Below are 13230 nucleotides of genomic sequence, written 5' to 3' on the forward strand. Positions count from 1 at the left end.
CGACTTCATACGCCTCCCCCAGGGAATGCCGAGCCGCGGCCGACTCCCCGGCAGAGACCCCCGGAACGGACGACAGTCCGGGCGAGTACGCCGCGTTCATCACGCTCCCGAGAAGCGCGATCCCGATCCCGGCCCCGAGCTGGTACGACGTCTCCCCGATCGCCGCGGCCCCACCGGCCTGCTCCTGCGGAGCCTCGCTCAGCATCGACTCGTACGCCCCGAAGAGCGTCACCTCGAGCCCGAACCCGAGCAGCACGAACCCGGTCAGCAGCAGCGGAGCGTTGTCGTGGCTGCCCATCCCGGTCAGCGTGATCACCGCCGCGGCGGTGAGACAGAACCCGGCACAGACCATGGTCCGGGGCCCGAACCGCTGCAGCAGCTTGGCCCCGACGAGCCCCGCGGCCATCGCGGCGATGGTGAGCGGGAGCAGCCGCAGCCCGGTCTCCAGCGGAGAGAGGTCCAGCACGAGCTGGAGATACTGCGCGGCGATCAGCTCAAGACCGACCAGGGCGAGCATCGCGAGCACGATGCACCCCACGGACGTACTGAAGGCGGGCCGCGAGAACATCTTCAGGTCGACCAGCGGATGCCGGCGCCGCCGCTGCCGCCGTACGAAGGCGACGAGCAGCCCGGCGCCCACGAGAAGCGGTACCGCCGTGAAGGCGCTCAGTGGGGCCTCTCCGCCGCCGAGCCGCTTCACGCCGAGAACGACGCCGAAGAGCCCGGCCGCGGCCATCAGCGCGCCGACGACGTCCCACGGCCCGTCGCCGTCACCGGTCGACTCGGGCAGCAGCAGCCGCCCGACCGGCAGGCTGACGAGCATCAGCGGGATGTTGATGAGGAAGACCGAGCCCCACCAGAAGTGTTCGAGCAGGAACCCGCCGAGCAGGGGTCCGACGGCCGCGCCGACCGCGGCGACGGCGCTCCAGACGCCGATCGCGAGAGCCCGCTCGCGGCGGTCGGGAAAGACCTGCCGCAGGATCGACAGCGTCGCGGGCATGATCATCGCGCCGCCGACGCCGAGCAGGGCGCGCGCCGCGATCAGCACCTGCGCGCTGTCGGCGAGGGCCGCTATGGCGGATGCGACGCCGAAGAGCGCGTAACCGAGGAGGAGAACGCGTCTGCGGCCGACGCGGTCGCCCAGCGTGCCGAAGAGAATCAGCAGCGAGGCGCAGACGAGCGGGTAGATGTCGACGATCCAGAGCAGCTCTATCGCGCCGGGTGTGAGGTCCTCGGTGACGGCGGGCACGGCGACGTGCAGCACGGTGGCGTCGACGGCGACCAGCAGCAGACTGACGCACAGGACGATGAGGACGACCCAGCGGTTTGCACCGGCCCCGGTCTCCCGACGGCAACGCGCAGCGGCCGTGGTCGTCCCGGACATGTACGTACCTCCCAGATGTTCCCTCGCGTTCGGCGGATCCGCTGGGTGGGGACTCCCTGCGGCTGCGGCCCAGGAGGAGCGGTGTCCCGGACCCACGCAACAAAGGCGAGTGAGTGGTCAGGGTACGCGAGTTCCCGTCGAGGACAGGTGGCGGACCTCTCACGTTCCTTTCAGACACGTGTGGCGTGCGCCACGCTCCCCGTGGGCGAGCACGCCCCGCCGGGGTCCCCGGTTCCGGGCGGCGTCGATAATCGAGCCCGTGACCGATCTTGAAACGCCCGTCGCGCCGCCCCGTGCGGGACCCGCCTGGCGCCGTGCCGCGCCCGCTCTCCTCGGATACGCGGCGGTGCGCGCGCTGGGCCTGGTGACGCTGGCCGTGTGGAGCGCGGCCCGGGACAAGAGCCCTCACCAGTTGCTCTCCGCGCGCTGGGACTCCCTCTGGTACACGCGGGTCGCCGAGCTCGGCTACGGCTATGAGGTGCGGCTGCCCAACGGGGACGTGCACTCGAACCTGGCGTTCTTCCCGCTGCTGCCCTGGCTGGAGCGGGCCTTCGCGGCGGTCACCCCTCTCTCCCACGCGGACGCGGGCCTGCTGGTCAGCGCGCTGGCCTCGCTCGCCGCGGCCTGGGGGATCTTCGCGGTCGCGGACCATGTGTACGGGCGCCGGGCCGGGATCTGCGCGGTGCTGCTGTGGGCGGTCCTGCCCGTCGGCATCGTGCAGTCGATGGCGTACAGCGAGTCGCTGTTCACGGCGCTCGCCGCCTGGTCGCTGTACGCGGTCCTGACCGGCCGCTGGCTGACCGCGGGCCTGCTCGCGTCGCTGGCCGGCCTGACCCGCCCGGTGGGCGCGGCGGTGGTCGCGGCCGTCTGGGTGGCGGCGATCGCCTCGTTCGTACGGGAGCGGAGCGTTCCGGCGCGGACCGGCGCACCAAGATGGCGGCGCGCCCTGGCGATGCTGATCGCGCCCTTCGGCGCCGCCGGCTACGTCCTGTGGGTCGGCCGTCACACGGGGAAGGGTCCGCTGGGCTATCTCGACGTCCAGGCGGGCTGGCGCAACGGCTTCGACGGCGGCTACGCCTTCGCCCGCTTCGTCGCCGACAAGTTCACGTCGTTCCCGTCGGCCCTCGCCGGACTCGCGCTGATCATCGGGGTCGGCCTGCTGGTCTGGCTGTACGTGATCTGCGTACGGCAGCGGCAGCCGTTGCCGCTTCTGGTGTACGCGGGGGTCGTCACCCTGCTCGCCCTGTGCGCGTCGAGCTACTTCGGCTCGAAACCACGCCTTCTGCTGCCCGCCTTCCCGCTGCTGCTGCCCCCCGCCCTGGCCCTCGCCCGGCTGCGAACCTCCAGGTCGGCGTGGGTGCTGGGCGGTGTGGCGGTGGTCTCGGCGGTGTACGGCGCCTTCTGGCTGAACGGCTCCGGCCCGCCGTGATCACCCAGGGTGGCGGGTGAGCGGCCGGAGAAGTGCGTGCGAGCATTCGGTGAACGAATTCAAAAGCGTCCCAAAACTTCACATTGGAATGATCAATCGAATGGAAGGAAGAGCGGACGAGGGATTCCATAATCCAAGGAAATAAACGCCCTCCTGAGAGCAATCCCACATCACATCGTCATCACAAAGAGGGTGCTTCGGCCTGGAACACAGCTCACTCGCTGTAACGTCGATTGAGTGCGTACCGAACGAAAGCTGACTCGTCTGGACCGGGTCTTCGCCCGGCTGGACCGTGAGCCGGAACGACCGGCCCACATCGACGTGCCCAGGATGAGCCGGCACCGAGTGGTCCTCTTCGCGTCCACGCTCGCCTTCTACGTCGCCATCGTGTGGGCCATCGTGATCACGTCGTGGCTGGTCCGGTTCGACTGGCAGGTCATGTTCTTCCGGCCGTACCAGCAGTGGCCGGAGATCCACGCGTTCCTGGACTACTACGTGGTGCTGGGCCAGCGCGGCCCCACCGCCGTGATGATCGCGGCCTGGCTGGGCTGGCGTTCCTGGCGGCAGCACACCCTGCGCCCGCTGCTCGTCCTGGGCGCCTCGCTGCTGCTGCTGAACATCACGGTGGGCGCCGCGAAGCTGAGCATGGGCCGTCTCGGTCCGCACTACGCGACCAGCGTCGGCTCGAACGAGATGTGGCTGGGCGGCGACATATTCCCTTCGGGCCACACCGCCAACGCCGTCGTGACCTGGGGCATCCTCGCCTATCTGGCCTCGACGCCGCGCGCCCGCCGCTGGCTGTCGGCCGTCTCCGCCGTGGTCTCCCTCGGCGTCGGCCTGACCACCGTGTACCTCGGTACGCACTGGTTGAGCGACGTGGTGCTCGGCTGGGCCGCCGGCCTGCTGATCCTGCTCGCGCTGCCCTGGTGCGAGCCGCTGATCGCGCGCGCCGAGACCGGGATCTTCGACCTGCGCGACGCCTGGCGCAACCGCCGTCGCGGCACCGCGCCCGCTCCGGCCGCCCCGGTGGGTGCCCCCGTGGCGCTCTCCCCGCTCGACAGCCCGGCCGGCGACGAGGAGCCCGTGGTGCGCGAGCCGGTGGCCGCCTCCCGGCCGCCCCGGCCGCAGGGCGGCTACCTGGCGCCGGGCCCGCATCTGGCCCGCTCCGAGCGCACGCCTGTCACGCCCATCGGAAGCCGCAGACCTCCGCAGTCGGACCGAGTGACACGTGGCACCACCTCGGCCCGCCCCCTGACGGGCGGCTGAGCAAGGACTACGGGGCCCGGTACGCACACACCACGCCCCGCGCATGGCGAAGGCCCCGGCTTCCACGGCCGGGGCCTTCGCCATGCCTGCCATGCTTCACGATGTGCGGGCTTCACGGTGTACGGACGGCAGGTGGCGGGTCAGCCCTTCCAGCAGCGCGTCACCCGGCCGTCGGCGACCTCGAAGTTCAGCCGCCCCGAGAGGTACTCCATCGTGATGATCGCGCCCGGTGGCAGCGACCGCACCGTGGACCAGCCACGTTCACGGGCCAGCCGCTCTGCGCCGCCCGCCTCCAGTCCGACGTACGCGTCCGGGGTGTCCGAGGGCTCTGCGGGAGGAGTGGGAATCGGTGCCATGCCGCCACGTTAGGCGGCGGAATGCGGCGGCGGAACCCCGGACCCGCCACCATCAGTCACCGGTCCCTCTCCGGTCACGCTTCTGTCACAGGACAACGACACCCGTTTCGGCCGCCGCGACATGAACTGCTGCACATCGGACCATCACACGTACGAGCGGTTCCGCCCGCCTTCGAACGTAATTCGGGAGCACCCGGGACCACCGCGACGGCGGCCCGAATATCAGGCCGGAAAACGCGATGCCGACCCCGCTTCCGCGCCTTTCCTTTCCGATTCCGGGGTGTGTTCCAGAAGCTGACACACCATAGGAAATACATGGCTCAAGCACAGGACCACGCTTCAGGAGGCCGTACGCCGTCCTTCCGGCGCGGCCCGCTCCAGCGTCCGGGTCAGCCGGTCCCGCGCGGTCCTGATCGCCTCGACGAGCTCGACGGGTTCCAGCACCTCGAACTCGACGCCCATCAGCATCACGTGGATCACCATCACGTCGAGGCTCGCGGCCCCGGTGCGCAGGATGCAGCTGCTGTCGCTCTCCGCCTCCAGCGTCCCGGCCGAGGGCGAGATCCGCTGGGCCGCCTCCTCCTTCGGCACGAGCAGCCGGACGACCGCGTGCGTGGCGTAGGCGCGGACGGACACGCCCTTGGACACATACGCGGCCAGGTCGTCGGCGGGCGCCTGCCGGGGCGTGAAGCGCGGTCCGTGGGGCGGCTTCGGCGTGACGCGGTCGACCCGGAACGTACGCCAGTCGTCGCGGTCGACGTCCCAGGCGACCAGGTACCAGCGGCGCTCGGTGCACACCAGGCGGTGCGGTTCGACCGTGCGGCGGGTCGAGGAGCCGCCGTGGTCGCGGTACTCGAAGCGCAGCCGTTCCGAGTCGCGGCAGGCGGCGGCCAGATCGGTCAGGACGGCCGGGTCGACGGCGGAGGGCTGGGGGCCGCGCAGCATCGGCACGGTGAAGGCGTTGAGGGCGCCGACCCGGCGGCGCAGCCGGTGCGGCAACACCTGTTCGAGCTTGGTGAGGGCGCGTACGGAGGTCTCGCCGATGCCCTCGATGCCCTGGCCGGCGGCGGTGCGCAGGCCGACGGCCACGGCGACCGCCTCGTCGTCGTCGAGGAGCAGCGGTGGCAGTTCGGCGCCCACGCCGAGCTGGTAGCCGCCGCCCGTGCCGGGGCTGGCGTTCACCGGATAGCCGAGTTCGCGCAGGCGGTCCACGTCACGGCGGACCGTGCGCGGGGTGACGCCGAGGCGGTCGGCCAGGGCCGAGCCCGACCATTCGCGGTGCGCCTGCAGCAGCGAGAGCAGACGCAGGAGTCGTGCCGAGGTCTCCAACATGAATCCGAGTCTGCCAGGCATTGCGGACAGTAGTTGTCCGCAAGGGTGCGTACCTTTCGAGACATGGCAGACAACAGCGCAAGCGAAGAGATCCGCCCCTTCCGGATCGACATCCCTCAGGCGCAGCTCGACGACCTGCACACCCGCCTGGACCTCACCCGCTGGCCCGACGAGCTCCCGGGCGCGGGCTGGGAGTACGGAGCCTCGCTGCCGTATCTCCGTGAGCTGGCCGACCACTGGCGGGGCGCCTACGACTGGCGCAAGCACGAGGCGGCCCTGAACGAGATCCCGCAGTTCGTGACGGAGATCGACGGCGCGCAGGTGCACTTCCTGCACGTCCGCTCGCCCGAGCCGGACGCGGTGCCGCTGATCCTGACGCACGGCTGGCCGGGCTCGATCGTGGAGTTCCTCGGCCTGATCGGCCCCCTGAGCGACCCGCGCGCCCACGGCGGCGACCCGGCCGACGCCTTCCACCTGGTGATCCCGGCCATCCCCGGCTTCGGCTTCTCGGGGCCGACGAAGGACCGCGGCTGGAACGTCGGCCGTACGGCCCGGGCGTGGGCCGAGCTGATGCGCCGGCTCGGCTACGAGCGGTACGGCGCCCAGGGCGGCGACCTGGGCGCGCTGATCTCGCCCGCGCTCGGCCGGGTCGCGCCCGAGTCGGTGATCGGGGTCCATGTGAACGCGGCGTCCGTCGGCTTCATCCCGCTCGGTCCCGTGGCCGAGGACGTCCAGGCCGAACTGACGGACCGGGAGCGGCAGAGCCTCGCGGCCATCGGCCGGTTCACCAGCGACGGCTTCGGCTACAACGTCCTGCAGTCGACCCGCCCGCAGACACTCGCGTACGGCCTGACCGACTCCCCCGTCGGCCAACTCGCCTGGATCATGGAGAAGTTCAAGGAGTGGACGCACTCCTCGGCCGAGCTGCCCGAGGACGCGGTCGACCGGGACACGCTGCTGACCAACGTGATGCTGTACTGGCTGACCGGGACGGCCGGTTCAGCGGCGCGGATGTACTACGAGAACGGCCACAGCGGTGACTGGTTCCCCGTCACGCGCTCCGAAGTGCCCACCGCCGTCGCCAACTTCGGCGAGGACGTGGCGATCCGACGCTGGACCGAGGAGACCAACACCGTTGTCCGCTGGACGGAGTTCGACCGCGGCGGGCACTTCGCGGCCCTGGAGGTACCGGAGTTGCTGACCGGCGACATCAGGGAGTTCTTCGGCTCACTGCGGTGAACCCACCGGGGTGACCGTCACCGACAGGTCGTTGTCGCTCGTGTAGTACGGCCCGGCCTCCGCCGGGCCGTACACCGTCCCCACCGTGACCTTCGGGTAGCTGAAGATCGGCTTCTTGTCGGCGATGTCGTCGAGCAGCCGGGCGATCCGTACCCGCGGCCCGGTCTCCCCCACCGGTCGCAGCCACAGATCCCAGACGCCCTCCGTCAGCTCGGAGTAGGCCACGGTGAGACCGAACCGGGCCTGGTCCAGGGTGACTTCGGCCCGCACCACGGTCTCCGGCTCCGCACGGCGGCGCAGTTCGGCGTAGGCGTCGGGGCTGAGCTCGACGCCGTACACCTGGCCCCGTACGGCCAACTCCTCCTTTCCGATGCGCAGTTCGCCCGCCTCCGCATGGGGAGCGCGCAGCCAGCTTCGGACGGAGAGGTTGCCGTGCTTGGTGCCGTACGGGATACGGACGGCGACATGGCCGCGGGCACCGCTCGGCACCCGGTCGACCAGCGAACGCAGGTCGTTGAGGCCGGGTGCCAGGCGCTTCGGCTCACCGTCGGCGACCTGGACGTAGGCGTCCCAGCGGCCCTCGGGCAGCTCGACGCTGCTGGGCAGCGCGGCACGCAGCCGGCCGTCGGCAGCCGGTGTGAGCGGCAGCCGGACCTCCCGGACGCCGTCCCGGTGCCGGAGCACGAGATGCGTGTCGCCGGCCGCGGCGTCCGGGCCGGGGTCGGTGATGTCGAAGGTGAGCCCGCCCGCGGAGTCGGCGATGCAGTCGGCACCCGGAGGCATGGTCACGTCCTTGTCGGAGTGCCGGTGCGAGGCCTGCGGAGCCACCGTCATCATGCGGAGCTGTCCTTCCCGAGTACGGTCCGTCCGGCATCCCGGACGGCATACGCACCGCCGAGCAGAGCGCCCCGCGTGCGATGCAGTGAGCCGCGCATCCGGCCGATCTTCGAATCGCCGCCGCGCGGGACGAGACCGGAGAAGATCGACTCGTAGCGTTCGGCGATCCGGGCGGGGTCGAAGCGCGCGGAGTCCTTGAGTGCGGCGTGCGCCATCCGCTGCCGCAGCTCGTCGTTGTTGATCAGTTCGAGCAGTCCGTCGGCGATGGCCTCGACGTTGCCGACGGGTACGAGACGTCCGTCCACACCGTTGTCGATGATCTCCCCCGGGCCGTGCGGGCAGTCCGTGGAGACGACGGGCAGGCCGCAGCGCATGGCCTCGACGATCGTCATGCCGAAGGACTCCAGGCTGGAGGTGACGGCGGCGATGGATCCCTTGGCCCACTCCGGCTCGATGGGATGCGCCGGTCCCATCAGTAACACGTGGTTGTAGAGGCCCAGTTCGTCGATGAGCCTGCGCAGCTTGTCCTTCTGCTTGCCGCCGCCGTAGATCCGCAGCCGCCAGTCGGGCCGCTGCCGGCGCACCCGGTCGAAGGCCTTGATCAGCAGGTCGTACCGCTTGACCGGGGCGAGCCGCCCGGCCGCCACGACCCACTTGCCGGATCCGTCCGCGGGCTCGATGCCGGGCGCGGGCACCGGGTTGGGCACGGCCTCGACGTGCACGCCGGGCAGCCGCATCTTCTTGCCGTACGCCCCCGCGTCCGCCTCCGTGGTCGTGGTGAGCGCGTCGAGCCGCGGGTAGGCACCGCGCAGTTCCGTGCGCAGGGACTCCGAGTGGGTGTCGAGCGTGAGGTGCTCCTGGCCGACGCGGAGCGGCCCCCGTCTGGTCTCGCGGGCCAGATGCACGTTCAGTCCCGGCCGGGTCCCGATCACCACGTCGGAGTCGGCCTTCGAGAGGTGGTCCGCGATACGGCGGTCGGTCAGAGCGCTGTACTGGTCGTAGCGGACCTCCCCTCGGGGAAAGACGCGGGCCGGAGTCCGGTAGTCGGGGTCGTCGCCCTCGTATCCCGGGCTGTTCGTGCGGATGTCGACGAGGTGGCGCACGCGCACGCGTGGATCCGGTGCGAAGACCGGCTCGTCACGGTGGCGGAGTACGGAGACGATCTCCACGTCGTGCTGCTCGGCAAGGGTGTTCGCAAGGTTGTACGTCGTCCGGATCGTCCCACCGATTCCGTAGGCGTTGTGTATCAGGAAAGAGATCTGCATGCGTCCCCGTATCTCCGGCTCATCCAGCTACCTGTGGGTTAGACCGGGGAGTTGGGGTGATGGTTGGGCTTGCTTACCATCCTGTTCCCGAACAGTTGCGCCATCGGTAGCCGGATAGGGGAACCTTTTGGCGCCGGGACGCATCAGGGCTTGTAGGACAACTGCGGCACGTCGAAGCATTCGTCGTTCATGTCGCCCTGACTCACCCATCCGTCGGCGTCCTCCCAGCGGGCCACCGAGAGGCAGGTCCTGCGGGTCTTCGGGGGTTCGGGCAGGCGCTCGTACCGGACGGGCAGCAGCAGACCGTCGGCCGTGTACGGCTTCCCCGTGTCCATGAAACGGTCGACGCACGCGCGCGTGACGCCCGTTTTCGCGCAGGACCTGGCCGCGTCCGTGAACCACATCGCGGCGGCCCAGCCCTCAAGCTGCCACTGGGAGTGGCTCTTCAGGTTCTTCGTACCGTCCCGGAACTCCCGTACGGCCTCGTGGTCCGTGGCCGTGGCCGGGTCGTCGTAGTTGCGGCTCGAACCCGTCGCCCACAGGGCGTTGCGGCAGCGCGGCGCGTCCTTGTAGTCCTCGCGGACGGTGGAGTTCCAGTTCTGCACGTTGGTGACCTTGGCCAGGACGTCGGCGCCGACGTCGTCCATCGCCTTGCACAGCTGCGCGTTGCCGTAGGTGTCGATGGCGTCGAAGACCACATCGGCGCCCTGTTCCTTGAGGTCGGCCGCCGCGGCACGGAAGTTGGGCAGCGCGAAGTCGACCTGTTCGGTGACCACCTTGTAGCCCTCGGCCTTCAGGCCCTGGGTGACGAGCCGGGCGTACGCGGCCGACGCGGACTGGTTGTAGGAGACGACGGCCGCCGTCCGGGCGCCCTGCTCGCGCTTGAAGTAGCGGTAGATCTCGGTGCCGCCGTACAGCTTCCCGTCCCAGCCGGGCTTTCCGTCACGCGGGGCGAGGCTGCCGTAGATCCCGTACAGGTGCGGATAGGTGTCGTACGCCGCGCCGATGGGCTGCCCGCCGATGTCGGGCACGCGCGCGCGTGACACCCGGGAGGCGCCCGCGTAGTCGAGCGCGCTGGTGGCGACGAGGGCGACCACCTTGTCCTCGTCGACGAGCTTGTGCACGCATTCGTTGTTGCCGACACCGCTGCCGCCGTCGTCACAGGTACGGACGTCGACCCGGCGGCCGTCGATGCCGCCGCGCGCGTTCAGCCGGTCGAAATAGGCCTTCGCGCCGTCGCGCGGCCCGGTGAAGGTGTTGCCGCCGACCGGGCTGGTGGCGCTCGTGATGATGCCTACGCGCAGGGGTTCCGCGGTGCCGCTCCGCGTGGGCGTACGGCCCGGCCGGTCCTCGAAGTCGCTCTCCGGGAGACGGCTGCCGCAGGCCGTGCCCACCAGGAGCAGCAGGCCCGCGACAGCACACTCAGCAACCCGGACCCGGCGACGCATTGCCGCTCAGCCCGACCAGACCGCACAGCGTCTTGACGGACACCTTCCACGTGTCGTCCTGCTCGACGGCGGTCCCCGCGGCGTTCGGCATGACCGTGGCGCCCTTCAGGGTGAGCGTGTACGTCACGTTCGCCGCGGTCGGCGCGGTGAACTCGACCTGGTCGACGGTCGCCTCCACCTGCCCGCCGCGCTCGTCGCCGCTGAAGCTCTCCAGGACCTGCGCCATGTTGTCGCCGTTCTCCAGGACGGCCTGTTTGTCCTTCAGGGGGACGTCGGGGTCGAAGAACTTCTTCCAGTTCTCCTTGATCTCCTTCTCGGCCGCCGCCGGATCGTCCGGAGCGCTCGCGCTCGGACTCGGCTCGGTCGTCGTGGGCTGCTCCACGGAGGGCGAGGGCGGAGTCGTGTCGTCGCCGCCGCTGTCGTCGCCGCAGGCCGTGAGAGCCGAGGCGAGGACGAGTACCGCCACCGCCAGCCCTCGGCCTGTCCCCCGCCTGAGGTCACTCCCGAGAACCATCTGGCTCACCACCGGGTGTCGGTCCGGGCCAAGTGCGCCCGGAGCTTTCAGGGTCAGCTTGCAGAAGGCATAGTGCAAGTCCATCGGCGGACTTGGAAGACAGCCGGACACATGACATGGGAGCCCCCATGCGAACAGCTCGACTGCGGACCGTGCACCCCGTCCTCTGGGCCGGGTGGGCCGCGCTCGCCGCGGGAGCGGTGCTGTGCGTCCTCGGCTGGTACGGAATCTCCGGCGAGCGGTTCGCCGAGCGCCAGCTGCCCTACCTCGCGTCCTGCACTGTGCCGGGAGCCGCGCTGATCATCACGGGCGCGGTGCTCCTCACCCACGGCAGGAACGCCCTCGCGGCGGCCCGCGTCGAGGAGCTGTACGGGCTCCTGGTGGCCGCCGATCCCGCCGACGCCGACGAGTCCGGGCAGGCGGCCTCCGCGCCCGTGGCCGTCAGCGGGGACCTCCTGATGGTGCCCGGCGGCACACTGTGGCACCGCGCGGACTGCCCGCTGGTCTCCGGGAAGACGGAAGCCCTGCCGGTCGACTCACGGGTCCTCGCGGGCGGGGAACTGGCCCCCTGCCCGATCTGCGAGCCCGCCGCCTCGGACGCCCGGTCGTCCGGGGCGGACGGCTGATGGCCGATGGCGTCTTTGACGTACGACCTCACGCTCGCCGGGCTCTCCGTCGGCAGTGCCGCCGCGCTCACCGGGATCGGCCTGGTCGTGACCCACCGGGCGACCGGCGTCCTCAACTTCGCGCACGGCGCCATCGCCATGGTGTGCGCCTATCTGCTGTGGCAGCTCACGGTCGAGTGGGACTGGCCGCTTCCGCTCGCCGCCGCGCTCACGCTGCTCGTGGTGGCCCCGGGCATCGGCATGGCGCTGGAACGGTTCGTCTTCCGTCCCCTGTCCGTCCTCGGCAGCGACCCGGCGCAGACCCTCGTCGCATCCATCGGCGTGTTCGTCCTGCTCGTCGGCGGCGCGGTGCTGATCTGGGGCCCGGGCGCACGCTCGGACGCGCCGACGCTCGTGTCGGCGGATCCCTGGGGACAACTGGCCGTGACCCTCGTGCTGGCCGTCGGCGTCGGCGCGGTGATCCGCTGGACCCGCTTCGGCCGGGAGCTGCGGGCCGTCGTCGACGACCGGTCGCTAGCCGTCCTGGGCGGCATCGACGCGGACCGGGTGGCCGCGGCCGGCTGGGCCTTCGGCTCCTTCACGGCGGGCCTGACGGGCGTGCTGCTGGCCCCGTACGTACGCCTGGACCCGTACGGCCTGCCGCTCCTCGTGATGGAGGTGGTGGCGGTCGCGGTGGCCGCCCGGATGCGGAGCCTGCCGGTGGCGGTGGTCGTGGCCCTCGGCATCGGGGTCGCCCAGAGCCAGCTGACGCGGCTGCACCCGACGGGCTGGCGCGAGCCGCTGCTCCAGGCGGTGGGCGCGAACCTCTTCGTCGTCGCCCTGCTGGTCGCGGCGCTGGTCCTGCCGGGCATCGGCACGCGGGACGCGCTTCCGCGCACGGCGAGCGCCCGGGTGGCGACCCCGCCGGGCGCGTGGATCGTGGCCGTGGTCCTGTTCCTGCTCCCCCTGGGCTTCGCGGGCTCGGACCTGCACACGTCCGTCCAGGTCCCGGCCCTGGGAGTCGTCCTCCTGTCCCTGGTCGTGGTGACGGGCCGCGGCGGCCAGATCTCCCTCGGCCAGGCGGCGTACGCGGGTCTCGGCGCCCTCTTCACCGCACTGCTGGCGGCCGGCCGCTTCCCGGGCCTGCCGGAGCTCCCCGAACTGGCCGCGCTCGCGGTGGCCGTCCTGCTGGTGGCGCCCCTGGGCCTGCTGACCGGCTGGCCCGCCATCGGCCGCCACGGCCTGGCCCTCGCCCTGGCCACCTTCGCGGTGGGCGTCGGCGTCAGCCGCTTCGTCTTCGCCCAGCCGTACGCGACCTCGGGCCTGACCCTGGGCCGCCCGGCGGGCTTCGACGGCGACCGCGCCTACTACGCGCTCGAACTCGTCCTCCTCGCGGGCGCGTTGCTGGCCGCCCACGCACTGCGCCGGGGCCGTACGGGCCGGGCCCTGGCGGCGATGCGCGACCACGAGGCGGGCGCGTCGGCGGCGGGCGTCCGCGTGCCGGCGCTCAAACTGACGGCCTTCGTGGCGGGCGCCGCGCTGGCCGCGCTGGGCG

12 protein-coding genes are annotated in these 13230 nt (G+C 71.3%); 5 read left to right on the forward strand and 7 right to left on the reverse strand.

Annotated features, from left to right (window positions below; all coding sequences use genetic code 11):
- The coding region (locus tag AOK17_RS45395) for an MFS transporter (RefSeq protein WP_055618505.1) at positions 1-1384 on the reverse strand (1384 nt) is incomplete at its 3' end.
- A 259-nt stretch (positions 1385-1643) separates the two neighbouring features.
- Between AOK17_RS45395 and AOK17_RS45400 the strand changes: the two genes are divergently transcribed.
- Entirely contained in the window at positions 1644-2813 is a 1170-nt protein-coding gene (locus AOK17_RS45400; protein WP_055618506.1) for a glycosyltransferase family 39 protein, read from the forward strand.
- Between the two features lie 237 nt (positions 2814-3050).
- The gene (locus AOK17_RS45405; RefSeq protein WP_055618507.1) at positions 3051-4079 is read left to right on the forward strand and encodes a phosphatase PAP2 family protein; all 1029 of its coding nucleotides are present in this window, start codon (positions 3051-3053) and stop codon (positions 4077-4079) included.
- A gap of 140 nt (positions 4080-4219) precedes the next feature.
- Here the strand turns inward: AOK17_RS45405 and AOK17_RS45410 are convergent, their stop codons facing one another.
- Together AOK17_RS45410 and AOK17_RS45415 are read right to left on the reverse strand one after the other, a co-directional pair.
- Entirely contained in the window at positions 4220-4435 is a 216-nt protein-coding gene (locus AOK17_RS45410; protein ID WP_055618508.1) for an I78 family peptidase inhibitor, read from the reverse strand.
- Between the two features lie 339 nt (positions 4436-4774).
- On the reverse strand, positions 4775-5767 hold the full coding sequence (locus tag AOK17_RS45415; protein ID WP_055618509.1) for a helix-turn-helix transcriptional regulator: 993 nt from the start codon (positions 5765-5767) through the stop codon (positions 4775-4777).
- A gap of 63 nt (positions 5768-5830) precedes the next feature.
- Here AOK17_RS45415 and AOK17_RS45420 point away from each other — a divergent pair, with 63 nt between their 5' ends.
- On the forward strand, positions 5831-7006 hold the full coding sequence (locus tag AOK17_RS45420; RefSeq protein ID WP_055618510.1) for an epoxide hydrolase family protein: 1176 nt from the start codon (positions 5831-5833) through the stop codon (positions 7004-7006).
- Here the strand turns inward: AOK17_RS45420 and AOK17_RS45425 are convergent.
- From AOK17_RS45425 to AOK17_RS45440, 4 genes are all read right to left on the reverse strand, one after another.
- Positions 6995-7843 (reverse strand): FixH family protein, encoded by an 849-nt coding sequence (locus AOK17_RS45425; protein ID WP_245697803.1) that lies wholly within the window; start codon positions 7841-7843, stop codon positions 6995-6997. The genes AOK17_RS45420 and AOK17_RS45425 overlap by 12 nt on opposite strands.
- Positions 7840-9108, reverse strand: a complete 1269-nt coding sequence (locus AOK17_RS45430) for a glycosyltransferase family 4 protein (RefSeq protein WP_055618511.1) — start codon at positions 9106-9108, stop codon at positions 7840-7842. Before AOK17_RS45430 ends, AOK17_RS45425 begins: the two co-directional genes overlap by 4 nt.
- A gap of 143 nt (positions 9109-9251) precedes the next feature.
- Positions 9252-10556 (reverse strand): ABC transporter substrate-binding protein, encoded by a 1305-nt coding sequence (locus AOK17_RS45435; protein ID WP_055618512.1) that lies wholly within the window; start codon positions 10554-10556, stop codon positions 9252-9254.
- The gene (locus tag AOK17_RS45440; protein WP_055618513.1) at positions 10531-11070 is read right to left on the reverse strand and encodes an MTB12 C-terminal domain-containing protein; all 540 of its coding nucleotides are present in this window, start codon (positions 11068-11070) and stop codon (positions 10531-10533) included. The genes AOK17_RS45435 and AOK17_RS45440 overlap by 26 nt, the downstream gene beginning before the upstream one ends.
- 128 nt (positions 11071-11198) lie before the next feature.
- Between AOK17_RS45440 and AOK17_RS45445 the strand changes: the two genes are divergently transcribed.
- Together AOK17_RS45445 and AOK17_RS45450 are read left to right on the forward strand one after the other, a co-directional pair.
- Positions 11199-11696, forward strand: a complete 498-nt coding sequence (locus AOK17_RS45445) for a hypothetical protein (protein WP_055618514.1) — start codon at positions 11199-11201, stop codon at positions 11694-11696.
- Between the two features lie 6 nt (positions 11697-11702).
- Positions 11703-13230 (forward strand): ABC transporter permease subunit (locus AOK17_RS45450; protein WP_055618515.1); only part of this gene is annotated, 1528 nt, incomplete at its 3' end.

It is taken from the genome of Streptomyces phaeochromogenes (genome assembly GCF_001418655.1).
Classification (GTDB): domain Bacteria; phylum Actinomycetota; class Actinomycetes; order Streptomycetales; family Streptomycetaceae; genus Streptomyces; species Streptomyces phaeochromogenes.

Bases quoted from the DNA above. Each gene is read 5' to 3' on its own strand.
- AOK17_RS45410 (WP_055618508.1), bottom strand. From the start codon at position 4,435: ATGGCACCGATTCCCACTCCTCCCGCAGAGCCCTCGGACACCCCGGAC.
- AOK17_RS45425 (WP_245697803.1), bottom strand. From the start codon at position 7,843: ATGATGACGGTGGCTCCGCAGGCCTCGCACCGGCACTCCGACAAGGAC.
- AOK17_RS45445 (WP_055618514.1), top strand. From the start codon at position 11,199: ATGCGAACAGCTCGACTGCGGACCGTGCACCCCGTCCTCTGGGCCGGG.
- AOK17_RS45415 (WP_055618509.1), bottom strand. From the start codon at position 5,767: ATGTTGGAGACCTCGGCACGACTCCTGCGTCTGCTCTCGCTGCTGCAG.
- AOK17_RS45440 (WP_055618513.1), bottom strand. From the start codon at position 11,070: ATGGTTCTCGGGAGTGACCTCAGGCGGGGGACAGGCCGAGGGCTGGCG.
- AOK17_RS45420 (WP_055618510.1), top strand. From the start codon at position 5,831: ATGGCAGACAACAGCGCAAGCGAAGAGATCCGCCCCTTCCGGATCGAC.
- AOK17_RS45435 (WP_055618512.1), bottom strand. From the start codon at position 10,556: ATGCGTCGCCGGGTCCGGGTTGCTGAGTGTGCTGTCGCGGGCCTGCTG.
- AOK17_RS45430 (WP_055618511.1), bottom strand. From the start codon at position 9,108: ATGCAGATCTCTTTCCTGATACACAACGCCTACGGAATCGGTGGGACG.